The organism is Odoribacter splanchnicus DSM 20712 (assembly GCF_000190535.1).
Taxonomy (GTDB): Bacteria; Bacteroidota; Bacteroidia; order Bacteroidales; family Marinifilaceae; genus Odoribacter; species Odoribacter splanchnicus.
The window spans coordinates 2,958,079-2,983,523 of sequence record NC_015160.1; the positions used below are offsets into that span (position 1 = coordinate 2,958,079).

Below are 25,445 nucleotides of genomic sequence, written 5' to 3' on the forward strand. Positions count from 1 at the left end.
AGGATTACCGGGACACTGAGGTTAACTATCTGTTGATCACTTTGTATAAACACAAAGTTTGCTATTTTTCCCGCCAAATGGGGAGAGATTGCCAATACTTAGGGAATCCCATATCTTTGAGGTCGAGCAAACGGCAATCGGATTTGAGCAACTCTTTGATATTCTTTTTGAAGTCGCTACCTGGACTGATAATATCAAGTATATACGCGATACAAGACAGCACGGCAAATAATTTGTTTGTGCGTATTTGTCCGATTGTAGTTCTATCCATAAAGGGATAAAGAGTATTGTATGGCAGGATTACACTGACCATAAAACGACGATTCCACACTCGGCTGTGGTGAGCGCAACAGTTACGGAGATTGGAAATGGAGTGTAGCCAATTTTCCAAGATTGCCACTTTCTTCAAACCGAATTGTTCGGTAATGTACTCTTTACGACTGTCTAACCTTAAGGATTGGAACAAACGGCTCAATGTGGCAAACGACACAACTTCGAGTGCCATCCAACTCGGCGGCATCGAAGGATTGTCGTATTTGGAGTTGTAATGCTTGATGAAATCTTCATTGCTGCGATTTACATCAGCATCAATACGATCCATCAAATCATCATAGCCGAAACGATATAAACTTTCATCATTGAACCAATGGCTATCGCCTGTGCTTTCGGCATATACCTGTACAATTTTTGTGCGCACTGCCACTTCTATCTTCTCAATAGTATTGAAAATAAGTGAACGCAGTCTGCGGTCGAAACAATAAAGGTCAATGATGTCCTTGAAGTGAATATCTTTGCGAGTGAAGGTGTGTTCGGAATCTTCGCCGTTCTCTTGGAACGGATAAGTGTATGCACGAAGCCGATAGTAGCTGATATTGAAAAGATAAGCAGTTGCCTCGCTTTCATCATCAAAAACAAGCCCCCGTTGTTTTAGCCGTGCGACTTGCTCGGCGAGAGTCAACGGCTTCTTTGTATAATCAATTTTATCAGTCAATTCTATTGAAACTACCATATAAAAACTCGAAGACCTCCCCGGGTGCGCTGTTCAACGGGAAGCGTGGGAGGTCATATCAATTGCAAAGGTAATACTTTTATTTGAAATAGCAAAGGTAAAGGCAAAAACAACAAACTAAGTCAAATTTCATTTTTGATATACTTCCATTTATTTCTCCAGGATGACTTTTCAGCCACCTTCTTCTGTTCTACCTGGCAGGCCGCCCCTATTTTTTCAATTCAGGCCGGATCCTTTCCAACCAATTATCTACCCTATCTTCTGTTTTATCAGCCTCATAATCCTCATCCAGCGGCAAACCGATAAATTTACCTTCCTGTAAAGCACGCGAATCGTTAAAGATATAATCGCGGGTCTCTGTTTCTCCGATCAGTTGTCCGCCGATTTCCCCGATCGTCTGGCCCAATATGCCCATTCCGTCTACAAAATTATTCGGATAACTGACATGATCCCCCAACCCGACGATAGCAACCTTTCGACCTTCCAAACGAATCCGGAGCATTTTGGGTAAAAATGACGACCAGGGATCTTTTTGTTCCATTTCCCAGGTATTCCGGCCTAAAGTCGAACAGACCAGGATCAGATTGTGATAATCCAGTAATCGCAGTGGAGTGACATCAGAAATAACAAAGAGATCCGGTTGCAGATCTACCAGTTTTTGTTTGATCAGACGGGCCACTTTATGAACGCTGCCTCCCGAAGGTGCATAAAATATTCCTAATCGTTTTGTAGCCTTATGATCTTTATCTATCAAATAATTCCCTTCCAGATCAGCTTTCAGCTGATAATTCCCTGGTTGATTTTCCTCTTTCATGGATCGCATAATTTAATGTCAAACCTATATGATATCTAACCTATATACGGCAAAGGAATGGGACGGTTTGTTTTTGTTAAAAAAATTTTCTCTGCGCTTTATTTTTGTTTTTGTTTAAATAACCATTTATCGTCTTGAATCTGAAGTTCATAAATTTTGTCATTACCTCCGTCAGTAGTCGAATCGGCATCCTCTGTTTTAGCTTTGTGTCTCAGATCATCCAAGGCCGATTTATAGCGGGATTTTTCCTCTGTGGTCAGCGAAGGCATATCATTGATCCGGTCAGAAATAAACTGCATCAGTTTTTCATTGTTGCAAATATTCAGATTACAGGCTAATCCGGCTTCCCGTATGGTTTCATTAAACTGAAGTAACATCTGATCCACCCTCTTTTTATCCGCTTTCCAATATCCTTTCCTGACCGTCTCGAGCAGACGGGCAAGTATCGACTGATAGGCATATAAATTGCCGCTCTTCTTAAACCGTTCTTTTATATCCAGTCGATATTTATCCATGACATAAGTATCATAGATTTGATTCCAGTCGTTATCGCTAACCGATTCCGGTAATGTGGCCTCCCAGCCCCAAAGATTAAAAACCATTTTATTGATAAAACGGGCACCGGCATATCCCTCGTCCACCATCGCATCCACCCATTTGGGATTCAGATAACGGGTCTTCAGTTCACGTCCCAGAAATTTCTCGAGTGTCTCTTGTCCCGGAGCCGAAGGATCGACCAGATTCGTCAGCATGACCACCGGTGATTTCCCGTCGATCGTCCGAACGGCCAAACCGGTAGCACCGAGGTACTGAAACATATCGTCATTATCCAGCAAAGCATACAGATTCGAAGTCCTGCTGTGCAAAGCCACCCTGGTGCCCGACAAAGCATTTTTAAATACAGTTTTCGAAAAACCTTTCGGTAAATAGGTATATTCGTCCTCTACTTTCGTTCCCCAAAATCCCTGGCCATACAAATGACTCATCTTGTCAAAATAAACTTCCGCCACGTCCTTTTCATCCTCCCAGGTTCCCGAAGCCTGCACCGTCCCACTAACCCCGGTACCATAAGCACCCGAAGGGGTCGTAAACAAACGTACCGAAGCGATGCGCCGGGCCAGCGAATCTTCCTGAACCCCCAGTTGTTTCAACTTATCTTCAGATTCAAGGATATGTTCCCGGACAAAATTATCTTTTTCATCGGCACTTCTGGCCAGGCTGACTGCCTTGTCCAGCAGAGCCATCAATTCGGGAAAAATATCCCTGTATAATCCCGATGGAGCAAAAACGACATCTACTCTCGGACGTTTCAACTCATGCTGCGGAATCAATTCCAGACCGACAACCTGATTGGAAGCATTATAAACAGGTCTCACACCAAGTAAGCTTAAAGCCTGGGCTTCCATCGTACCTTCATTCCGGATACACTCCACCGCCCACAAATTTATGGTCACTTTAGGAGGACACTCCCCGTTGTGTTCGGCCTTATACTGTTCTATCAGCTCCTCTGCCAATTGCTCTCCCAACCGACAAGTCATTCTGGAAGGAATCAGTCTCGGATCGAAAGCAAAAAAGTTTTTACCTGTAGGCAGAGCACCCGGATTCCGGATCGGGTCGTTTCCTGTTCCTGCCCGGACATACTTTCCATTCAAAGCCCGGATAAAAGCATCCAATTCTTCTTTCCCCGATTTTGCGATATTCTTTTGTACCTGCTCCCTGAAAAGTTCCAAATCTTTTCCCATCAAATCCTTTTGCATTGATACAATAGCTTCCGTTGTCGCTTTCGTATAAGCCTCATCAGGGGATACACCGAAAGTGTGCAAGCCGAAAGGGGTTTTATTTTCTTCTATCTCTTTCAGATAATCGTCGATATCTTCCAGATTCTGATCCGTTATGGTATCCAGCTTCAAATCCTTATCCAGTCCGAGTGTTTTTATCCGAAGAACCAGATCCCTGAATTGCGCCATCGACGAGATCGGGCTTTTGCTTTTTTGATCATAGTATTTAGATATGCCACTTTTCAAATCCCGCAATTCCGGATTTAAAGAAGCCTTATCGAAAGGAGGAGTCATGTGGTCGATAATCACGGCCTGTCCCCTTCTTTTCGCCTGCAGGCCTTCACCCACATTATCCACAATATACGGATAAATATTAGGTACATCCATGATCAGCGCTTCGGGATAATCATCGGGACCGAGTCCGGCTTCTTTTCCGGGCAACCACTCATGCGTGCCGTGAGTACCGATATGCACCAGTGCATCCGCGTGAAAGCCATACTTCAAAAAAAGATAATAAGCCAGATACTGATGAGGGGGAGGAACCAGAGGATCGTGATATAAACTCTTCGCATTGTCTTCCCATCCCCGGGGAGGTTGAGGTGTCAGTATGATATTTCCGTATTTCACCACCGGGATCACAAAATAAGATTTCCCGGAAGAATCTTTCCAAACCATCAGTTCAGACTCTTCGGGTTTTCCCCATTTGTTCTCCATTTCCGTCCTAATCTTCAACGATAACTTATCGTACCATTCTTTGTACACTTCCATCGGTACCAATACAGGATCTCCTTTACGCACCAATTTATCCACCTCTGCAGGAGCCCAGGAACCGATATTCCTTCCATAGTCCATCACCCGGTTAAAAATAGCAGCACTGTCGATCGGCTGCCCGCCGGTATCATACCCCTCCTGCCGCATTCTCTGTAGGATAGATAAAATACTTCGGGGAAGTACATTCAGGTAGCTGGCCCCTATGTTTTCTTTTCCGGGAGGATAGCTGTAGTAAATCAGGGCCACTTTCTTTTCATGATTAGGCTTTGTCTGCAGGTTACGGATATTCTTTATACGCCCGAGCAGCGTTTCCATCTGATAACCGATCATATTCTTAATCCGGATATTATGATCGAAATCGTCGAATACGACAGCAACAGAAGGTTCGATATAACCGGCTAATTCGGGTATAGCCACCAAATTCGACCGATTGTAAATATCTATTCCGACTAAAGATTTTTCCCAATCTTTTTGATTCGTACTCAGTATAATCCCATTGATCACCGGCACTCCTAATTTTTCCAGCACCACCCTTTCCTGCTCAGGCCTTGTATTATACCAACATCCCAGATTCAAGACGGCACTCACGCGGGGAAGACTATCACAGGAAATAAAAAACCGTTCGATCACCTGTTCTTCGTGATGTCCCGGTTTTTGAGAGGTGAACACGGGTAATACATTAAAACCTTTCTCTTCGATATTCCGGATAAATACATCGATATACAAATACTGCGATTTGGTCAGATCGCTTCTCCCAATAATCAATCCGATCCAGGGAGCCTGGGTGTCGATATCGGTTCTCTCGGCTAAATAAGAACCGATATAGGTATGTAATTTTTTATTTCTATAGTTATATATTCCGGAAAGGGGAGTTTCTTCAATATCCTGATATTCACAATCGAAATGTAAATCTTTATTCAGTTTTTTCAGAACGATATTCATGATATTGTTTTCTCCTCCGCTTTTAAAAGCGGCCAATGTCCAGGGATCGAAACAGATCCCCCATTCCTGCAATTCGGCATCGTATTCATGGGATAAATTAAGCGCATAAACCTTCGCTCCGCGTTTCAAAGCAGACAACAGCTGAGGTTTAGCTTTAAAAACCAACCCATTATTATGCAAAGCGACGAATATCAGATCGGAATTTTCAAAAAAATCCATATCACTTTCGTGATAGTTGGAATAGATAAATACCTTGAACTGACATTTCTCCGCTACCTCCGGATGCATTTTCGCCAGTAAATGCATGCTCCGGTTTACGCCGACCCAAAAACCGTCATCGATAAGAAAACTGACTTTGTTTTGGGCTGTCAAAGATAGCCCAAAACAAAGTGACAAAATAACAAAATAATACTTAATCCCTTTCATACCCCATTATATATCCGCCATCAGCAACAAATACATGTCTTCAGATCAAAAAGTCATAGCAGCTCTTACCTGAAAATTCCGCCCAGGCATATTATAACCATCCTTTTCGGTATAATTTTCATCGAATAAGTTGTTAATATTCAAACCGACCGACACATTCTTTATAAGCGGACAAGAGGCCGAAAAATCGAACACCATAAATTGCGGATGCTTAATCAGTTTATCAGTTAAATACCCGGGTTGGCTTTCACTTAACAAATCGTTCAATGTCGGACGATATTTATCACCGATAAAGTTTTTCTCGATGCGATGTCCGGCAAAACGTCCGTTCAGCCGCGCACTGAATCCTTTCTGATGCAAGAAATCGAGTCCGAAATTGGCATTCTGTTTCCGAACGGATAATGTTTTGTTCCATACTCCTTTAGTCTGATCCTGATAGGTAAACATCCAGGTCAGATTTCCATAAAGCTTCAAAGCAAAGTCACTATCGAACAGACGGCCGAAGTCATAAGAAGCCATAATTTCCATTCCACTTTTTTTTGCTTTATCGGCATTCTTGAACGTTTTGTACTTTTGTCCGCTTTCTTCATCGGTCCATGCCTCTTCCACAATCAGATCATCATTCCACGTATAAAAATAAGTAAAATCAAAATTTACCCCCAGTTCCGGCCGGCTGAATGTCAAACCGGCATCCAACGTACGGGATTTTTCAGGATCCAGATCAGGATTTCCTACGGTAAGCGTACCGCTGTACAAAAATTCTCCGGCTTTCTGATAAGCATCGGTCATGCTGAAAGCTGTACCGAAACTGGCATGGACGGCCATACCGCCGTATATATTGTATTTTGCACCGATATTGGGATTGAAAGTGTTGTAACTTTCCGATTTCTCTTCATTCTCCAAACCAGGTGTTTTCCGAAGTTTAAAATCGATATAATCATAGCGCAATCCGACCGACAAGTCCAATTTTTCTTTAAATAATTTCAAGTTACTCTGCAGGAATATCCCCCAAGCCGTATTCCGGAAACGGGGCTGATAAGGTGCTTTAATCTCACCACGCGCTTTAAAACTGGTTATCTCACTGACTTCATTATTGTTATCGAATCCGAAAGCAATTCTTTGTTTGCCTAAAATCAGATTATCGTGTGCTGTAAATCCATAAGTATTCAGTTCGTTACCCGAATACACATAAGCCGTATCGGTGTCTGCCGTATAAGTATCGGTCTTAGCTGTAGAGTAATGAGGAGCGAAAAACAAATTATGATTATTCACTTTTCCGTTGAGTTCCAATTTTTCGGTATACCGGGTGACATCTTTCTTTTTCAATCCGTTAGTCCCCCAGACATTTCCTCCCGTCGGCAGATCCTTACCCACAAAAAAAATCTCGGTAAAATTCAAAGACCAGTTTTCCCCGAAATCATAACCGATACGGCCTTTCCCGGCGATACCGCTATGCCGAGAGCCATTCATTTTAATACCATAAGTATCTTTACCGAGGATAGCTTTATCCGTTGCCGACATATGCAAGAGATTATGGTCTCCGATCTTATAGTTTCGTGCCTGAGCAGTATAATCGAAAGAGGCATCGAAAGAAAGCCCCCGGTAGATCCGTCCACCGACATGAAAAGCCCCTTTGGAAGTTTGATAACTTCCGGCTGCAACTTTGATTCCTCCGGTGAGTTTATCCTTATTCCGTTTGGTGACGATGTTCACCACTCCACCCATCGCATCCGAACCATACATGGCGGAGAAAGGGCCTTTCAGAACTTCCACCTGCTCTACATCGCCTAAAGAAAGTGTCGCCATATTGGTAGTACCGGCCGGTACTCCATCGATCAGGACTGTCGTGTATTTTCCTTCTGTCGGTTTGAATCCCCGGATACTGAAATAAGAATTATATCCCGGATATTCAATCACATCCACATTAACAAAATTTTTCAACAGGTCCGTCAGATTATTGATCCCCGAAGCTTCGATCTGCCGCTTGGTCACCACCTCTACCCGGTTCGGAAGATCTTTCAATAAAGCTCCGGTTTTAGTCGCATGGATCATCACCTCCTCCAAATCTATCCGACGCATGGAATCGGTTTCTACAGTTACAGGTTGCTCTGCATACATGCCCATACAGAACGTAAGGGCAAGAGAAGTTAAAATAAATTTCCTTTTCATCTTGAATTTGTTTTACACCGATATAAATTATTATTTGTTAATTACATACAAGTTTATTCGTTGTAACAGCGGCAAAGCCACTCCCAACAAAGTGAAAGTTTCCTCTCAAAAAACTTGCATAAATTCACCCCATTCATGTGCCACCGGCGCTTCTCCGTTTACCGGAAACATTTTGCATAATTCTAAATTCACCTGAAAAGAAATCATATTGCAGAATCCTGACTGGAAATTGTTTTCCGGCATAATCCCTGCCGTAAAGCACACCCTTTGTAAAAAAAATCAAGTCCGAATCGAGCAACCTTAATCCCCGAAGGTTTATCAATCATACATCATTTCGGCAGGTCTTCTGACTTACTCCAATCTTCAAACGCCCTTCCCATTCTTTCCAGAACAGTGGCTAAAGTATTGTTGAAGATTTTAGCAGAGCTTACAGCAGCGGGTCTGTCCAGGATTCTCACCTGATTCCCTTTTCATCACTTTTCCGTAGCAGCAGAATCGTGACACCAAAATCGGATGCAAAGATATTGATTTTTTTATTTTAAGAAGATACTTTTACGATATTTTCCAATTTTTCAGACAGACTGCGACCATATTCTTACAGGAGATCTGTATTTCCAGCCACCGGGGAGCCATTGACTGTAGCATGGTCTATGCGAGATTTTGTTCCGTTAACGATTCTTTCAGGGGCTATCATGGCGAAGTTTATCAATCCTTTTACAGATGTCGGATTCAAAATCATTTTCGGACAGGAAATGACAAAGGACCTGCTGATCGACTTTCTGAACGATCTGTTGGTAGGTGAACGGCATATTCAGGATCGGTGTGTTCTTCATGAATTTCCGTCTGGATGATTCTCCGGGCAAACTGCATACGGACATCGTACTCTCCGACCGTGATACACACGAGGTATTTTCGGATAAGCTACGCTTTATTTTCATCGAACTTCCGGCTTTTACGAAGGAAGAAGAAGAATGTATAACTGATTTTGAACGCTGGATTTATGTATTAAAGAATATGGAAACACTAAACCGATTACCGTTTAAGGCCCGCAAAGCGGTATTCGAAAAACTGGAAAAAATCATCGACATCGCATCACTGACAAAAGAAGAACGCGAAAAGTACGACGAAAGTATCAAGGTCTATCGCGACCAGTTAGTGACAATCGCTTTCGCCAAAGAAAAGGGAATAGAGGAGGGGATGGAAAAAGGCCGGAAAGAAGGCGAAAAAAAGAAACAGCTGGAAATCGCCCGTAATATGAAAGCAAAAGGTTTTGCCGCAGAAGATATCAGTGAGCTGACCGGCCTTCCCGTCAAAGAAATTAAAGAACTTTAAATTGTTGTTTTCCGACTGAATAAATCAATTCAGAAAACCGCATTTTATTTATATCTTTCTTTCAACCCTTCCCTTATCCGGTGCGGAAGTGTCCCCTTTGCGGGCTGCTACCGCTAAAAGGATTCCCAATACCACTCCCAACAAGGCAGCACACAATACCCGCATATTGCCGGGCAACAGAAAAGTGATGGTATGAGCCGGGAACCAGAAGAAAGGGATGGTTTTCTTAAAGACAAATCCCCACAACACCTTCCAATTCAAACTGCTCATGATCCCTCCCATATCCAGTGGTGTGAAGAAACCACGGAGTGTACCGCCGTGCATCAGAATATGGGTATCCGTAATTTTATGCAGCGTCATAAATACCGGAGCGAAAATGGTATTCATACTCACCGACACGGCAAAAGCCACCCCTACTTTAGCCCAGCACAATCCCGGTGCATGAAAAACCGCCGGAGCCTCCTGCATGCCAAGGTATTGCAAAAATGCCGGAGTACCATTCGAAAAAATAACCATCGCCATATTAATGCCCATCCCCAATATCCCCCATACAAACATCCGGGGCAAAACCCCGAATCCTTTCCGGCAATACACGCCGGCACTAATCCGCAAGCCGATCATCTCTCCCAAAGTCGACAAGACGGCAAATTTCAGGAAACTCATGATCATGCCATGAGCCGCATTAAAAGCATGATACCATTCGTAAACAGGCCGGCAGATAAAAAAGGGTAGCAGCAAAACCGCTACCCCCAGTATAAAAATAAAGTCTTGTTTTTTCATTTTTCAATCCGGATACGGGCATCCACCGCCACCACATTTTCTTTATTACCGAGTAATGGATTCAGGTCCATCTCAAAAATTTCAGGAGCCACTTTCACTAACATGGACACCCTCGACACGGCTTCGGCGAATTTTTGTTCGTTCACCGGTTCTTGTCCCCGTACTCCCTGAATGATTTTATACGATTTCAAGCTACGGATCATATCCAAAGCTTCCGGTTGGGCAATCGGAGCCAAGCCTGCTTTCACATCTTTCAAAACCTCGATAAAGATACCTCCTAATCCGCACAACACCATATGTCCGAATTTATCTTCCCGTTTAGCCCCGATAAACACTTCGGTCCCGGACAACTGCTGAGCCAGCATGACGGCATGCGTATCTTTGATCTGCATCATCCGACGGAATTCGCTGCGTACCGTCGCTTCGTCCCTTACGTTGAGGGTTACCCCACCGACATCGGATTTATGGACAGGTCCTACTACTTTCATCACTAACGGGAAACCGATCTGACGGGCCAGACCGACAATTTCTTCCTCTTTATCGGCCACACCTTCTTTCGCCCGGGCAATACCGGCAGCATCCAGCAATTCATGGATCTGTTCAGGTGACAGATAGCCGTTTTCAGCCTGATCGACGACTGCCCGGATCCGTTTCCGGTCTACTTCCGGCAATGCGGGCTCGGCAGGTTGCGGAGCAGGGGTACGGTATATTTTACACAAAGCATTACCAAAATTCACTTCATAAGGGAAGTAAACGCCACCTTTCCGTACAAACTCGTCGATTTCCTCTTTCACCACCATCGAAGAGGGGAATATGGGATAAATCGGTTTCGGGGAAGTAGCTATTTTTTCACGCAATACTTCATATACATCGAAAACGGGGAAAAGCCCGGGACTACCGAAGATCACTGCAATACCGTCGATATTATCGAAATCGCGATTACAGGCATCCAGGATAATTCCCAATTGTTCAGCTGTTCCCGTCGCTAAAAAGTCAATGGGATTACCTACAGAAGATCCGTTAAACAACTGTGCCAGCAATGCTTCAGCCTTCGGCCCTTCCAAATGAGGAATTTCCATTCCTCCATCCGACAAGGCATCTGTCAGCATTACGGCCGGTCCTCCGGCATGGGTTACGATAGCCATATTCTTTCCCCTCAATTCGGGATAGTTAAAAATAGCTGCCACCGTGGCCAGTTCATCCCGCCCGTTACACCGTACGATACCGGCTTTCCGGAATAAAGCTTCCACGGCAACATCCGAGCTGGCCAAAGCTCCGGTATGCGACGAAGCGGCACGGCTTCCGGCAGCGGAACCGCCTGATTTGATCGCAGCGATACGACAACCTTTCCGGATCAGTGAGGAAGCATGCTTCAATAATTTTTCCGGTTTATCGATACTCTCTACATACATCAATTTAATCCGTGAACTTGTCTCGGGATCGAAAGATTCGTCCCAATATTCCAGGACCTCTTCCACGCCTAACTGGGCAGAATTACCGACTGAAAATACACTCGAAAATTTTACACCTTTCTGCATACCGGCATCCATAATGAAAAGTGCCGTTGCTCCCGAGCCCGATACGAAATCTACTCCTTTCGGATCCAATTTCGGTATAGGGGTCGTGAATACCCCATTGTAGTTCGTTGTCAATACGCCGATACAATTCGGGCCGATCAAAGCTCCCCCGACAGAATCGATCGTTTCTACAATTTGTTTTTCCAATGCTTTCCCTTCTGCATTCTCTTCACTAAATCCGGCAGACAGAATGATAAATGCCCGGGTATTTTTTTGTTTCGCCAGCATCTCTACCGTCGACGGACAGAATTTGGCAGCGATGGCCAGGATAGCGCAATCCACTTCCGGCAAATCTTTCACGTCCCGGTAGGATTTGATACCTTGTACTTCATCCATTTTCGGATTCACCACATATAAACTCCCTTTAAAATGTCCATCGATCAAATTCTTCAATACCTTACCACCCGGTTTCTGAATATCGTCCGATCCTCCAACCACCACAATGCTGGAAGGATTTAGCAATTGTTTATTAATCATATCTTCCGAATTTTACTATAAAATTCACTATTCAATTTTATCAATTATATATTATTGAAAAACTTCAAAAATTCCCCTACTTTAGTGACCATATTTTTTGAGCCGGTATAAAAAGGTATCCGTTGGTGGATATTTTCAGGGGTCATGTCCAATATCCGGTTTCCGCCATCCGTAGCCAATCCTCCGGCTTGCTCGGCAATAAACGCAATCGGATTACATTCGTACAACAGACGCAGTTTTCCTGTCGGATGGCTATTGGTTTCGGGATAAATAAAAATACCTCCCTTCAATAAATTCCGGTGGAAATCGGCCACCAGAGAACCGATATAACGCGAAGTATAAGGACGCTTGGTTTTCTTATCGGTTTCCTGGCAATACTTTATATATTTTTTCACTCCCACCGGAAATTTCTCATAATTTCCTTCGTTTATAGAATAAATAAAACCATTTTCCGGTGTTTTAATATTCGGATGTGAAAGACAGAACTCCCCGATAGAAGGGTCCAGCGTAAAACCGTTCACTCCGTTGCCGGCCGTATATACCAACATCGTAGAAGAGCCATAAATAACGTAACCGGCAGCAACCTGGTCACAACCTTGCTGTAAAAAGTCATCGATATTCGCAACTTCGCCCAGCGGAGATTTGCGGCGGTAAACAGAAAAAATAGTACCGATAGAGACATTCACGTCGATATTCGAAGAGCCATCCAGCGGATCCATACAAAAGATATATTTCGCATCACGGCTCAATCCATCGTCAAAAACAATGATATCCTGATTTTCTTCTGAAGCAACACCGCAACATTCACCACTGGCTTTCAGTTCCGACAAAAAAGTCTCATTGGCATAAATGTCCAGTTTTTGCTGGTCTTCACCTTGTACATTCTCGGAGCCGGCACGCCCCAGAATATCCACTAAACCAGCCTTATTCACCTCCCGGTTGACTTTTTTGGCTGCAATACCTACGTGATGTAACAAACAAGAAAAACCCCCTGTTGCCTGAGGTACTCCTGCCTGCTGTTCGATAATAAACTGATTTAAGGTTGTAACTTTATTCATTGATTCTGATTCTATTTGTTATTAGATGCAAATATAAAATGATAAATCGTAATACACAAACGTTTTCATGAAATTAGTATTCCCTCAGAATCACAGATTTTTTGAAAATCAAATAAGTTTTCATTCAATCCGAATTGATTCCACATTATTATTCAATTTTAATATCTAAATTAGCGCCATGAATTAATTATCGTGTTTAAATTTAAACGCAATGAACGTATATAAGTTTGGTGGCGCTTCCGTTAAAGATGCCGAAGGTGTAAAAAATTTATTTAAAATCATCAATACCCAGCGGGAAAATTTAATCATTGTCGTATCGGCGATGGGAAAAATGACCGATGCCCTGGAAGTTTTGTGTAATTCTTATTTCGGGAAAACCGGTAATATTGCAGAGGTTTTTCAGCGCATTCAAGATTTCCATCAGCAGATTATCCGGGATCTTTTCGGTTCTGCCGACAGTGAAGTAAATGCCCGGGTAGAAGCCCTGTATCAGGAATTGGACACTATCCTAAAAAGTGATCCTTCCCTCTGTTACGATTATGAATACGACCGGATCATCTGTTTCGGTGAATTGCTCTCGACAACAATCATTGCCGCCTATCTCGAGAAACAAGGGCGAAAAGCCAAGTTTACCGATATCCGTAAATGTCTGATTACCGACCAAAACTACCGGAATGCTTGTGTAGATATCGAATTATCGGCTCAGTTGTGCCGGAAGACATTCAATTTTCAGGATACATTTATGTATATCACGCAGGGATTCATTGCCGGAACGACGACCAATCAAACGACCACCCTGGGGCGTGAAGGTTCGGACTATACCGCAGCCCTTTTGGCCAATTTGCTGGATGCCGAAGATGTTACCATTTGGAAAGACGTGCCCGGTATTATGAATGCCGATCCCAAAATATATGAAAATACAGAAATTATCAGTAAGCTATCCTATAAAGAAGCGATCGAACTATCGAACTGCGGAGCGAAAGTAATTCATCCGAAAACCATCAAACCGTTGCAAAATAAAGGGATTCCGTTATTCGTAAGATCTTTCCTTTACCCGGAAAGTCATGGTTCGGTGATCCGGGAATTGGACGAGAAATTGAAATTACCTCCGATTTATATCAATAAAGGAGATCAGTTATTACTGACTCTTTCCCCCCGGGATTTTTCTTTTATAGCAGAAGAAAAACTGAGCCGTATTTTCGCTACGTTAGCCAAATACAGACTCCGCCTTAACCTGATGCAAAATTCAGCAATCACATTCTCTTTTTGCATCGACTATAATGAAGCGATTTTTGAAAGTTTCATCGATGAACTCCATGACGAATACGAAGTACTCTACAACAAAAATGTGCGCTTGCTGACGATTCGCCATTACAATGAAGACATCATCCAACAGCTGACCAGCCATAAAAATGTGTTGGTAGAACAACGCAGCCGTTTAACAGCCCGTTTTGTCGTAGCCGACAATTAAAACGATCCTGCCAATGAAAAAACTATCTATCATCATACCTGCCTATAATGAGGAACGTTCGATTTCCCAAATTCTCGGAAAAATACACCAGACCCGATTGATTGGAGAAACAGAAAAAGAGATCCTCATTATCGACGACGGTTCAAAAGACAGTACAGCTGAAAAATGCCGGCAATTCATGCAGGCCCACCCCGATCTGGATATACATTATCACCTCCAGCCTTTCAATCAGGGGAAAGGAGCAGCGTTGAGAACAGGCATAGCATTAGCGACAGGAGATTGGATCATCATTCAGGATGCAGACCTGGAATATGACCCCGAAGATTATAATCCTTTATTACAGTGGGTGATCGAAAACAATGCCAAAGTAGTCTATGGTTCCCGTTTCCTGAAACCTTCGAACAAACATTCTTACCTGCGTTTTTATTTAGGCGGGAGATTAGTCACTTTTGTCACGAATCTCTTATACGGCCAACATCTGACAGACGAACCGACCTGTTATAAATTCTTCGATGCACAATTTTTAAAATCCATTCCATTAAAATGCCAGGGCTTTGAATTTTGTCCGGAAGTAACGGCAAAAGTTTGTAAGAAAGGAATCAAAATCCACGAAATACCGATCAATTACTACCCGCGTAGCATCGCCGAAGGGAAAAAAATAAATTGGAAAGATGGCCTGGAAGCCATCTGGACTCTGTTAAAATATCGTTTTAAAAACTAACAGGATGGAGAAAAAAACAAATTATTCAATTCAGACGTTACTAGAGAGCCGTTCCTTTTTATATGTCTTATTACTCATCGTTACGATCTGTTTTGTGAGTACCTACACTAAGATTTACGATGTAAAACTGGATATGAACGGAGATAATATCCATTATTATGCTTTGGGAAAAGCGCTGGCAGAAGGCAAAGGATTTACCAATACCATTTCTTTTTCCGAAACTCCACATACTCATTTCCCACCGGGATATCCGGTTTTTGTCGCCGGAGTGATGAAATTCTTTCCGGATAATATCAATGCCGTAAAGATAGCAAACGGTATCTTGCTCTATGCCGCTATCTTGCTGCTTTTCTTTTTATTGAAAAAAATATCGGGAAGTATCATCGTTGCTTTCCTGACTTGTGTATTTTGTTCTATTCATGCAGAGATATTGCGGTATGCCACGATCATGATGAGTGAAATGCTTTTCCTGTTTTGTAGCGTGGCAGCAATCTTCCTGATGCTAAGCATAAAACCGGAACAACTTTTTACCAAAAAAGGGGTACGGGATACGATCTTACTCGTTCTTCTTCTGTTCCTGGTCAACTATATCTATTTTGTCCGGACTATGGGCACTTCGCTCATTCTGGCAATTATCATTTATAGCGGTATACTCTTTCTCAAACCGTGTTATGCCCTGTACAAAAATAGAAAAGCCCTGGAAGAATCCCCGTCCCGGAAAACTTCTTTCCAACAGCTACTGAGATACGGATTATTGTTCGTATTACTCGCCGGTTCGTTCTGGGGTACGAAAACGGCCTGGGACATACGGAACAAAAACGTCGGCAAAACAAGCAACGATTACATCAGTGACTTTATGAAAAAACCGAATGGACAAACGATGGCCAATTGGGACGACTGGAAAAACCGGATTACCGATAATTTCGGATCCTATCTGAACAAATGGCTGCCCAACGCCATTTTGAATACCCCCTATAATCTGAATGCCAAATCTTCCGGGGGAGAAATTTTCCGGGGGATGCTGATCGCATTTCTGATCATTTTCGGTCTCATCAAATTGCCCAAAGGCGGATTGCTCCTGTTTCTCTATTTGGGTGCAACCATGGCAGTCCTGCTCGTGTGGCCGGAACAATACGGCGGTCTTCGCTATTTCATCGCCGCTATTCCTTTTTTCATCTTCCTGTTTTTCTACGGTATAAATGCGGTGATTCTTTATCCGGGTAAACGCCGGAGAAAAAATATTCCGGTATTCTTACCGGCTGCCTGCATGATTATCTTTGCCCTGATTTTCATGTTTCCTGCCTATTCCCAGGCTTTGGTCGAAAAAAAGCAGCTGGCGAAATACAAAACCTGGAGTCCTGAAATTGCCGGAAATGCTTTTGCAGAATTTACGGCTGCCATGCAATGGTGCGGGAAAAATCTTCCCGATAGCGCACGGGTGATTTGCCGGAAACCGGAAATATTCTTTATGTACTCGGGAGGGAAAAAATGCGGTAGTTTTTCCCAATACGGAAAACCGGAAGATATCCTGCAACAGCTGATCGGTCAAAAAGCCACCCATGTCATCATCGACCATTGGTTTCGGCATGCCTACTATACGTTGTATCCGCTGATCTCGACACATTATCCGGAAAAATTCAAATTCGTCGGTAAGTTTGAAAGCCGGGGAGCCCAACAGGAACCCCCGACCCTCATTTTCGAATTTCATCCCGACTGGACTAAGCCTGAGACAAATGCACAATAATTTTATCTGATTATAAAAGAGAACTGTATCAATTTCCATTCAAAAATGATATATTTGCACTTTGTTTTTATAAAAGTGCACAACAAGGTGTGTCATTTACTATTGCAAATATAAAAATCACCTATAATGAACGAGAAATTTCCTGAATACAAAGGCCTGGATCTTTCTGAGGTAAACAAAGAGATATTAAAAACCTGGGAAGAAAACAAGACTTTCGAAATGAGTTTGAAGACACGGGAAGGTCACCCTTCATTCGTTTTCTATGAAGGTCCTCCTTCAGCGAACGGCATGCCCGGAATCCATCATGTGATGGCCAGAACCATTAAGGATGTCATTTGCCGTTATAAAACTCTGCAAGGATTTTTAGTAGAACGTAAAGCAGGCTGGGATACGCATGGTCTCCCTGTAGAACTCGGTGTAGAAAAAAAATTAGGAATCACCAAAGAGGCTATCGGTAAAACGATCAGCGTCGTGGAATATAACAAAGAATGTCGTGCAGATGTCATGAAATTCACTAAAGAATGGGAAGATCTGACAAAGCAAATGGGATATTGGGTAGACATGAAAAATCCCTATATCACTTATGACAACCGATATATCGAAACGTTATGGTATCTATTGAAGAAATTGTATGAAAAAGGATTTCTTTATAAAGGTTATACCATACAGCCTTATTCTCCGGCTGCGGGTACCGGTCTGAGTACACACGAACTGAACCAACCGGGATGTTACCGGGATGTAAAGGATACGACTTGTGTCGCCCAATTCAAGGTAATCCGGGACGAAAAATCCGAAAAGCTGTTTGCTGACAGCGAACCGGTATATATTCTGGCGTGGACAACTACACCCTGGACTTTGCCTTCCAATACCGCCCTGGCTGTAGGACCCAATATCACTTATTATGTCGTAAAGACTTATAATCCTTATACCTATCTTCCGGTGACCGTCATTTTGGCCAAAGACCGGTTCAGTGCCTATTTCAATCCCAAAGCCGAAAGTTTGGCCCTGGAAGATTATCAGGCAGGAGACAAATTGATTCCCTATCGGAAAGTCGGGGAATTCAAAGGTCCGGAACTCGAAGGTATCCGTTATGAACAGCTGATGCCCTGGATGCGTCCCGAAGGAGATGCGTTCCGGGTAATCCTCGGGGATTATGTGAGTACAGAAGACGGAACCGGCATCGTACATATCGCTCCGACTTTCGGTGCCGACGACGACCGGGTTGCCAAACAAGCCGGAATCGCTCCGATGTTATTGGTCGACAAAGACGGTAATAAACAACCGATGGTCGATAAACGCGGACGTCTTTTCGTTTTGGAAGAAATCGATCCCGAATTTGTAAAGAGCCATGTCAATACCGAACTTTACAGTGAATATGCCGGCCGGTTTGTCAAAAACGCTTATGACCCTCAACTGACTGAAGAAGATGCCACCCTCGACATCGACCTGTCCGTCATGCTGAAAAAAGAAAATAAAGCATTCAAGGTCGAGAAACACGAACACAATTATCCGCATTGCTGGCGTACCGATAAACCGGTATTGTACTATCCTTTGGATTCGTGGTTTATCAAAACTACCGCTGTACGTGAACGGATGATCGAGCTCAACAAGACTATCAACTGGAAACCGGCCAGTACGGGCGAAGGACGGTTTGGGAAGTGGCTGGAAAATCTGGTTGACTGGAACCTTTCGCGTTCACGTTACTGGGGCACTCCGCTCCCCATCTGGATAAGTGAAGACGGCACAGAAAAAAAATGTATCGGTTCGGTAGCAGAACTAGTCGAAGAGATCGAAAAATCGATCCAGGCCGGCTTTATGCAGGAAAATCCTTATCAGGGATTTATTGCCGGTGATTATTCTAAAGAGAATTACGATAAAATAGATTTGCATCGTCCTTATGTCGACGACATCATTTTGGTGTCAGACAGCGGACAAAAAATGTACCGGGAAAAAGATCTGATCGACGTGTGGTTCGACTCAGGCGCTATGCCCTATGCTCAGCTTCATTATCCATTCGAACATCGCGAAGATATCGATCAGAAACTGCGCTTTCCGGCAGACTTTATCGCCGAAGGTGTCGATCAGACCCGGGGCTGGTTTTTCACCCTGCATGCCATCGCGACAATGGCTTTCGACTCGGTTGCCTTCAAGAACATCATTTCCAACGGGCTGGTATTAGATGCCAAGGGCAATAAAATGTCCAAACGGCTCGGGAATGCAGTAGATCCTTTTTCTACGATAGCCACTTATGGATCGGACCCATTGCGTTGGTATATGATTACTAACTCGCAGCCCTGGGATAACCTGAAGTTCGACATGGCAGGTATCGACGAGGTGAAACGTAAATTTTTCGGAACCCTCTACAATACCTACGGTTTCTTCGCTTTGTATGCCAATGTAGACCATTTCCGCTATGCAGAGGCAGAAGTCGCTATTGAAGAACGTCCCGAGATCGATCGTTGGATTCTGTCTTTACTGAATTCTCTGATCAAGGAAGTGACCGAAGCTTACGAAAAATACGAACCGACCAGGGCAGGCCGGGCTATTCAGGATTTCGTTATCGAAAATCTGTCCAACTGGTATGTACGTTTATCCCGGAAAAGATATTGGGGAGGTGAATACTCCCAGGATAAGATTTCCGCTTATCAGACGTTATATACTTGTCTGGAAACGATCGCTATTCTTTCGGCTCCGATCGCTCCGTTCTATATGGAAAAACTATTCGGTGACCTGAATAAAGTGACCGGACGGCACAGCGGAAGCGTACATTTAGCCGATTTCCCGAAAGCCGACGAAAAATTGATCGATAATGAACTCGAAGAGAGGATGGAACTTGCCCAACAAATCTCTTCTATGGTACTGGGCTTGAGGAGAAAAGTTCAACTTCGCGTGCGCCAACCGCTAAGCAAACTCATCATACCGATTCTGAACGATCATATGATCCGGCAACTGGACGCTGTGAAAAATATTATCCTCTCGGAAGTCAATGTTAAGGAAATCGAATACATCACCGATACGACAGATGTTTTAGTCAAGAAAATCAAACCGAATTTCAAGACTTTGGGACCGAAATACGGTAAATATATGAAGCAAATTTCCACTTTGATCGCCGCAATGGAACAAAGTGATATTTTCGAGTTCGAGAAAAATGGCCGCTATCAACTGAATATCGGTACCGAACCGATCGATTTGAGCCTGGAAGATGTCGAAATATTGTCGGAAGATATCCCGGGTTGGTTAGTCGCCAACGAAGGACGCCTGACGGTAGCTTTAGATATCAACGTAACCAAAGAATTGAAAGAAGAAGGAATTGCCCGGGAATTGATCAACCGGATTCAGAATCTTCGGAAAGAAAGTAATTTTGATGTTACGGATAAAATCACGTTAGCTATCGGCCGGCACAAAGAGATAAACGAGGCTGTCGAAAATTTCTCGCAATACATTGCCAGTCAGGTATTAGCCGAGCATATCGAACTAACGGACGAGAAGGATGATAAAGCCAGGGATATCGAGATCGACGACATTCACACCTTTATCAAAATTGAAAGAATAAACTGAATGCCGAAACCGGCGAACAATCCCGCCGGTATTTCGTATGAAGAAACATCTGTAAAATTTTCAAATGTTAATGTTTTTTATTAATTTAGACAAAAACTTATAAGCTATGGCAGAGAAGACGAGATATTCGGATGAAGAGTTGCAGGAATTTAAGGAATTAATTCTGGAGAAACTCGATAAAGCAAGAAAAGATTATGACTTGCTGAAAGGTGTCATCTCGGGAAGTGACGGGAACGATATTGCGGACACTTGTCCTACATTCAAGGTACTGGAAGAAGGAGCCTCTGTTCTTTCTAAAGAAGAGGCCGGCCGTTTAGCTCAGAGACAGGCTAAGTTTATCGCCCATTTGGAAGCAGCCTTAATTCGGATCGAAAATAAAACGTATGGTATTTGCCGGGTAACAGGTAAGCTGATTTCGAAAGAAAGATTACGTGCTGTTCCTCATGCCACGTTAAGCATCGAGGCCAAAGAAGGGAAAGAGAACTGATCCAGTCCGGTCAGCGGATTTTCAGGTCTGATCAGCGGGCCCTTCGAACACTCTGATTGGCAAACGGCTTCCGGTTCTGATCAATAAATATGAATCAGGGTGTTCCGGTTATGCCAATCAGCTTTGTTCCAGTCAGTCTTTGAAAAGAATCTGATTATTTTTTCTCTTTTATTTACCGTTTCGGATTTGCAATTTTAAACTCTTAGTTCTTAATTCTAAACTCCTGGTTTTCATTATGAGTGTGCGGAATAAACTGGTGATTTTCATTATAGTCTTACTTGTTCTGGATCAAGCTGTAAAAATCTGGATCAAAACCCATATGATGATTGGGGAAGAATTCAGTGTCTTCGGAAACTGGTTCAAAATTCTTTTTATTGAAAATAACGGGATGGCTTTCGGAATGGAACTGGGAGATGGGAAATTCGGAAAGGCTGTGTTGAGTTTATTCCGCCTTGTGGCTGTTGCCGGTATCGGTTGGTATATCTTAAAACTTATCCGTGAAAAAGCCCCTTTAGGCGTACTGTTTTCTTTTGCCTTGATTTTTTGCGGGGCTATCGGAAATATTTTTGACAGTCTTTTCTACGGTATGATCTTTAACGACAGTCACTATCAGATTGCCAGCCTATTCCCTGAAGGCGGTGGTTACTCTTCTTTCCTGCACGGACGGGTTGTCGATATGTTATATTTTCCTTTAATAGAAGGTACGATCCCCGGTTGGGTACCCGTTTGGGGCGGTGAAGATTTTCTTTTCTTCCGTCCGGTATTCAACCTGGCCGATTCATATATCACGATCGGTGTGTTGATGTTAATCCTTTTTTACCGGAAATTTTTCGCTACGAAAAAATAATTTATTTTAAATCATTTTTCAAAGCACACTGAATCTTTGACTTGCCGTACTGTCATGCCGGCGAACTTTATAATGTTTTGCCAGAAAACAGAATAGCAAAAATCGAAAAATGACACCGCTATGGGACAAGAAAAAACGAATAGTACTGTCCGTATAGATATGCTTCACGGCGGAATCTTCCGCAAATTACTGCTATTTGCCTTGCCTCTGATCGCCAGCGGTATCCTGCAACAATCGTTCAATTCAGTAGATGTTGCTGTTGTCGGACAATTTGCCAGCAGTCAGGCTTTGGCGGCCGTCGGTAGCAATGGATTGGTCATCAGTTTGATTATCAATCTTTTTATCGGCATATCGATAGGCGCTAATGTAGTCATCGCCCATTATATCGGACGGCAAGATGAATGCCTTTCATGATGATATACAATTTCGGGGCGGCGATTCTCCGGAGCCTCGGCGATACCAAACGGCCGTTTTACAGTTTGGTGGTGGCCGGAGCCATTAATGTGGGACTGAATCTCCTTTTGGTCATCGAATTCGAAATGAGTGTGGCAGGTGTCGCCGTCGCGACCGTGATTTCCAACATCGTCAATGCCGGTATCATCGTTTTTTTCCTGACCCATGAAAAGGGCGTATTCCGCTTGGAACTGAAGCAATTGTCCATATCCAAGGCGGAATTGAAGAAAATATTACAAATCGGAGTTCCTGCCGGCATACAGGGAATGGTATTTTCCATTTCCAACGTCTTTGTACTGGCCACCATAAACTCGTTCGGTTCGGCAGCCGTAGCAGGCTCTTCAGCAGCCCTCAATTACGAATATTACTGTTACTTCGTAGTGAGTGCTTTTGCCCAAGCAACCGTAGCTTTCACCAGTCAAAATTACGGAGCCGGGCAAATTGAACGTTGCAAAACAATCTTCCGGCAAAGCATGTTGCCCGGACTTTTGGGATGTGCCGCATTAAATCTCCTGATTGTATGGCAAAAAGAATTTTTCATCCGTTTTTTTACCACTGAACCCGAAATCATCCGGTATGCCGCCATCCGCATGGAATATGTGTTACTTTTCCAATTCATAGCAAGCAGTTATGAAATCAGTGGTGCCGCCCTGCGAGGCATAGGTTATTCCATGACCCCAACCGTACTGACCATATTCGGCACCTGCCTGTTGCGCTTGGTATGGATTTTCACAGTTGTCCCCCTGTCGAAAAGTTATGAAACCTTACTGGCTGTCTATCCTATTTCCTGGGTGATTACCGGCATCTCTGTCTGTACGGCATACGCCATCATCCGTCGTAAGGCTTTTTCTCTGGCAGTCCTCCAGCAACAAAAATAATGGTAGGTATAATTTTTTCTTTCTATTCCGATTCCGGGTTTTATCCCGTCAGACCGGTTCGCCCGGACCGGTCCGCTAAGGCTTTCCTTCACTGACCGGCGGAACTCCTCACAAGCTCGTCAGACACCACCGGTCGGGCGTTCGGAAAACCTAACCGGATCCTCGTTCCCGCTCCAATGGTCTTCCGGCATAAAACCCTGCATCTCACGGCAGAGCTAACCGGCAAAGAAAGTACAAGCAGAAATTTACGGCAATAGGAATCCAAACCATCCGGATTATTTCCAGGAAGAATGCTATTTCTCAAATCAAGATTGGTCTGCAATTCAGTGATAACGTTAGGCGGCGGTGATCGGGATTGGCGACCATTGGAGCTCTGTCGAGTGTCGTCTTGCTTTTTCTGAACGACCGACCGGTGGTGTCTGACGAACGGAGTGAGGAGTTCCGCCGGTCAGTGAAAGAAAAAGGTAGACGACCGACAGAAGCGACCGGGTCGCCAATTCCGATCACCGAAGACGAATTAGTAACAAAATATACCTACTATATTAGTAAAAAGTGTGTAAGATTATAAAAATTCTATTGATAGCTATCCCTCACTTGGCCTGCTGCGCCAAATAAGCCTCATACATATCCAGCATCCACGTGCCGTCACCGTCCGCATCGGCCTCTTTTTTACGTGCTTTACCCTCTTTGCCCTTAAACCAGTTTTTACTGAATTCCTTCAAACCGGGTTTCTTGTCTTTCAGCAGGACACTATTCACCAACATTGGAATATAGACAATTTCTCCCTCCTTGCCTTCATCGTGGAAACGAATTCCATGATAGGTAACTAAGCGTCGTTTCATTCCCTGCTGATTGGTTGTGACATCCCAGTCTTTCCACCAGTACACAGAAGCGTGCTCTCCCGTATTTTCCAGACATACAAGGCGGCGTATCGTACGGTAACGATCGGCAATGGAAGGTGACGCCAACTCACGCGATTCCCAGCGGATACCGTCAGGATTATTCTCTGTCTTTTCCGTATAATCGATACATACGACTTCATCCGCCGTATATTTCAATACTTCCTTATCATCCGGTGTCGCAGTCATTTTGAAGGAATAATTGCTCTTTTTGAAAGCGGAGGCTTCGGCATGCCAGCCCCTCTTCACATATCCTTCCACTTTTTCACCGGATGTCAAGGTCACCACCACACGGCGAAACTCCTGGTCTTTTACTTTCTGCGCATTCGCCTGCGGTATGTACACACACAAGGCCAGTACTACTAAAAAAAGATTTTTCATAATTGTATGTTTAAAGGTTAATGTCCGATATGATATTCCTGTAACATCAACACGGTTTTATCACGCCACGTATCCAAACTACGGATGCGTCTGCACAATTCCGCATCGTCAGCCACGTAACGGCAAAGCCGTTCCCGAAAAGCGTTTCCCGTCCGCGGCTTCATTTTTCCAGGAGAATAATAGAGGGTGTCACCCGATTTCCGCAGATAATAAATCACCCGCGAACGACTGAAGACCCCTCTCCGTTGCCAAACCTGGATTCCTCCGTTAGAAGCGATACCATAGCCCCGTCCGGAGTAAACGTAAGCCTCGATATGCGGCGTAGCAAAATACTGCCAACACCAACCGATACCCTCTGCCAGTATGAATTTCCGCCGGAATTCCGGTGTCCGGGGATGCCAACAGACAATTGAATCGATTTCCTCCGCCGGATAAACCTCTTTCTGTTTGTCCCTGGTGAAAATGCCCCGGAATGCTTTAACATCTTTGCCTTTTTTGGGAATACACACACGATGATCACCCGAAAATCCGACACTTTTTCCCTCCTTGAAATAAATAATACCCTCCACCGGAACGGCTGCCCGAACAGAGAAAACTCCCACGCTCCACACACAAATCAAAAACAATTTTATACTCATTTAATTTTTTTTGTGACAAAAATATGGTTAATAAAATAATTTAACTAACTAAATATCAAAATATTTTTTGGACTTCGTCCCTATCGGCTGTTCCGGCAGCCGTTAATAACACGCCTAAATATATTCTATTACGATAAAATGAAAGATGCTGTGATTTTAATTTTTTTTCGTAGGTTTGTAGCCGATTTCCAAAGGTTAATTTCGGTATGTAATGTACCTGCTATTTTGAAAGTAT

The 25,445-nt window shown here is 43.6% G+C and carries 17 protein-coding genes, 1 pseudogene and 1 riboswitch; of the genes and pseudogenes, 9 read left to right on the top strand and 9 right to left on the bottom strand.

The features are described 5' to 3' along the window. Positions 1–61 precede the first annotated feature (61 nt). From ODOSP_RS12440 to ODOSP_RS12455, 4 genes are all read right to left on the bottom strand, one after another. The gene (locus ODOSP_RS12440; protein WP_013612652.1) at positions 62–1,009 is read right to left on the bottom strand and encodes an Abi family protein; all 948 of its coding nucleotides are present in this window, start codon (positions 1,007–1,009) and stop codon (positions 62–64) included. 208 nt (positions 1,010–1,217) lie between these two features. Further along, positions 1,218–1,823, bottom strand: coding sequence for a flavodoxin domain-containing protein (locus ODOSP_RS12445; RefSeq protein WP_013612653.1), 606 nt, complete (start codon positions 1,821–1,823; stop codon positions 1,218–1,220). 98 nt (positions 1,824–1,921) lie between these two features. Beyond that, positions 1,922–5,740, bottom strand: a complete 3,819-nt coding sequence (locus tag ODOSP_RS12450) for a cobaltochelatase subunit CobN (RefSeq protein WP_013612654.1) — start codon at positions 5,738–5,740, stop codon at positions 1,922–1,924. Between the two features lie 45 nt (positions 5,741–5,785). Next, positions 5,786–7,909 carry a TonB-dependent receptor plug domain-containing protein gene (locus ODOSP_RS12455; RefSeq protein ID WP_013612655.1) on the bottom strand — a complete coding sequence of 708 codons (2,124 nt, stop codon included), beginning with the start codon at positions 7,907–7,909 and terminating at the stop codon, positions 5,786–5,788. Between the two features lie 319 nt (positions 7,910–8,228). Continuing rightward, positions 8,229–8,432: riboswitch (cobalamin riboswitch) on the bottom strand. Between the two features lie 169 nt (positions 8,433–8,601). On the opposite strand from ODOSP_RS12455, the pseudogene ODOSP_RS12460 reads away from it, so the two are divergent. Beyond that, a pseudogene (locus ODOSP_RS12460) lies at positions 8,602–9,241 on the top strand (Rpn family recombination-promoting nuclease/putative transposase). 48 nt (positions 9,242–9,289) lie between these two features. Here ODOSP_RS12460 and ODOSP_RS12465 read toward each other — a convergent pair. From ODOSP_RS12465 to fbp, 3 genes are read right to left on the bottom strand one after another with little or no spacing between them, the layout of a single operon-like run. After that, complete coding sequence (locus ODOSP_RS12465; protein ID WP_013612656.1) at positions 9,290–10,021, bottom strand: hypothetical protein; 732 nt, start codon at positions 10,019–10,021, stop codon at positions 9,290–9,292. Continuing rightward, positions 10,018–12,075 carry an acetate--CoA ligase family protein gene (locus tag ODOSP_RS12470; RefSeq protein ID WP_013612657.1) on the bottom strand — a complete coding sequence of 686 codons (2,058 nt, stop codon included), beginning with the start codon at positions 12,073–12,075 and terminating at the stop codon, positions 10,018–10,020. Before ODOSP_RS12470 ends, ODOSP_RS12465 begins: the two co-directional genes overlap by 4 nt. Before the next feature lie 44 nt (positions 12,076–12,119). Continuing rightward, positions 12,120–13,133 (bottom strand): class 1 fructose-bisphosphatase, encoded by a 1,014-nt coding sequence (gene fbp / locus ODOSP_RS12475; RefSeq protein WP_013612658.1) that lies wholly within the window; start codon positions 13,131–13,133, stop codon positions 12,120–12,122. Between the two features lie 211 nt (positions 13,134–13,344). On the opposite strand from fbp, the gene ODOSP_RS12480 reads away from it, so the two are divergent. The 8 genes from ODOSP_RS12480 (at position 13,345) to ODOSP_RS12510 (ending at position 23,292) form a co-directional block, all read left to right on the top strand. Beyond that, on the top strand, positions 13,345–14,604 hold the full coding sequence (locus ODOSP_RS12480) for an aspartate kinase (protein ID WP_013612659.1): 1,260 nt from the start codon (positions 13,345–13,347) through the stop codon (positions 14,602–14,604). Positions 14,605–14,617: 13 nt separating this feature from the next. Further along, positions 14,618–15,325 (top strand): glycosyltransferase family 2 protein, encoded by a 708-nt coding sequence (locus ODOSP_RS12485; RefSeq protein WP_013612660.1) that lies wholly within the window; start codon positions 14,618–14,620, stop codon positions 15,323–15,325. A 4-nt stretch (positions 15,326–15,329) separates the two neighbouring features. After that, a complete protein-coding gene (locus ODOSP_RS12490) occupies positions 15,330–17,069 on the top strand; it encodes a hypothetical protein (RefSeq protein WP_013612661.1) in 1,740 nt (579 codons plus the stop codon). Positions 17,070–17,195: 126 nt separating this feature from the next. After that, on the top strand, positions 17,196–20,627 hold the full coding sequence (gene ileS, locus ODOSP_RS12495) for an isoleucine--tRNA ligase (RefSeq protein ID WP_013612662.1): 3,432 nt from the start codon (positions 17,196–17,198) through the stop codon (positions 20,625–20,627). A gap of 106 nt (positions 20,628–20,733) precedes the next feature. Next, the gene (locus ODOSP_RS12500) at positions 20,734–21,114 is read left to right on the top strand and encodes a TraR/DksA family transcriptional regulator (RefSeq protein ID WP_013612663.1); all 381 of its coding nucleotides are present in this window, start codon (positions 20,734–20,736) and stop codon (positions 21,112–21,114) included. Positions 21,115–21,349: 235 nt separating this feature from the next. Next, complete coding sequence (locus tag ODOSP_RS12505; protein WP_013612664.1) at positions 21,350–21,961, top strand: lipoprotein signal peptidase; 612 nt, start codon at positions 21,350–21,352, stop codon at positions 21,959–21,961. A gap of 120 nt (positions 21,962–22,081) precedes the next feature. Continuing rightward, positions 22,082–22,375 (top strand): MATE family efflux transporter, encoded by a 294-nt coding sequence (locus tag ODOSP_RS20265; RefSeq protein ID WP_228026220.1) that lies wholly within the window; start codon positions 22,082–22,084, stop codon positions 22,373–22,375. Then, positions 22,372–23,292: an MATE family efflux transporter gene (locus ODOSP_RS12510; protein WP_229091320.1), complete on the top strand. Its 921-nt coding sequence runs from the start codon at positions 22,372–22,374 to the stop codon at positions 23,290–23,292. The genes ODOSP_RS20265 and ODOSP_RS12510 overlap by 4 nt, the downstream gene beginning before the upstream one ends. Before the next feature lie 590 nt (positions 23,293–23,882). Here the strand turns inward: ODOSP_RS12510 and ODOSP_RS12515 are convergent. Both ODOSP_RS12515 and ODOSP_RS12520 read right to left on the bottom strand, forming a co-directional pair. Further along, entirely contained in the window at positions 23,883–24,572 is a 690-nt protein-coding gene (locus ODOSP_RS12515; protein ID WP_013612665.1) for a hypothetical protein, read from the bottom strand. A 17-nt stretch (positions 24,573–24,589) separates the two neighbouring features. Further along, positions 24,590–25,210, bottom strand: coding sequence for a hypothetical protein (locus ODOSP_RS12520; RefSeq protein ID WP_013612666.1), 621 nt, complete (start codon positions 25,208–25,210; stop codon positions 24,590–24,592). Between the last annotated feature and the right edge of the window lie 235 nt (positions 25,211–25,445).

Coding starts and splice junctions, on each gene's coding strand:
- ODOSP_RS12455 (WP_013612655.1), bottom strand. CDS start 7,909: ATGAAAAGGAAATTTATTTTAACTTCTCTTGCCCTTACGTTCTGTATG.
- ODOSP_RS12450 (WP_013612654.1), bottom strand. CDS start 5,740: ATGAAAGGGATTAAGTATTATTTTGTTATTTTGTCACTTTGTTTTGGG.
- ODOSP_RS12470 (WP_013612657.1), bottom strand. CDS start 12,075: ATGATTAATAAACAATTGCTAAATCCTTCCAGCATTGTGGTGGTTGGA.
- fbp (WP_013612658.1), bottom strand. CDS start 13,133: ATGAATAAAGTTACAACCTTAAATCAGTTTATTATCGAACAGCAGGCA.
- ODOSP_RS12505 (WP_013612664.1), top strand. CDS start 21,350: ATGAGTGTGCGGAATAAACTGGTGATTTTCATTATAGTCTTACTTGTT.
- ODOSP_RS12440 (WP_013612652.1), bottom strand. CDS start 1,009: ATGGTAGTTTCAATAGAATTGACTGATAAAATTGATTATACAAAGAAG.
- ODOSP_RS20265 (WP_228026220.1), top strand. CDS start 22,082: ATGGGACAAGAAAAAACGAATAGTACTGTCCGTATAGATATGCTTCAC.
- ODOSP_RS12490 (WP_013612661.1), top strand. CDS start 15,330: ATGGAGAAAAAAACAAATTATTCAATTCAGACGTTACTAGAGAGCCGT.
- ODOSP_RS12485 (WP_013612660.1), top strand. CDS start 14,618: ATGAAAAAACTATCTATCATCATACCTGCCTATAATGAGGAACGTTCG.
- ODOSP_RS12500 (WP_013612663.1), top strand. CDS start 20,734: ATGGCAGAGAAGACGAGATATTCGGATGAAGAGTTGCAGGAATTTAAG.
- ODOSP_RS12520 (WP_013612666.1), bottom strand. CDS start 25,210: ATGAGTATAAAATTGTTTTTGATTTGTGTGTGGAGCGTGGGAGTTTTC.
- ODOSP_RS12445 (WP_013612653.1), bottom strand. CDS start 1,823: ATGAAAGAGGAAAATCAACCAGGGAATTATCAGCTGAAAGCTGATCTG.
- ileS (WP_013612662.1), top strand. CDS start 17,196: ATGAACGAGAAATTTCCTGAATACAAAGGCCTGGATCTTTCTGAGGTA.
- ODOSP_RS12465 (WP_013612656.1), bottom strand. CDS start 10,021: ATGAAAAAACAAGACTTTATTTTTATACTGGGGGTAGCGGTTTTGCTG.
- ODOSP_RS12510 (WP_229091320.1), top strand. CDS start 22,372: ATGATGATATACAATTTCGGGGCGGCGATTCTCCGGAGCCTCGGCGAT.
- ODOSP_RS12480 (WP_013612659.1), top strand. CDS start 13,345: ATGAACGTATATAAGTTTGGTGGCGCTTCCGTTAAAGATGCCGAAGGT.
- ODOSP_RS12515 (WP_013612665.1), bottom strand. CDS start 24,572: ATGAAAAATCTTTTTTTAGTAGTACTGGCCTTGTGTGTGTACATACCG.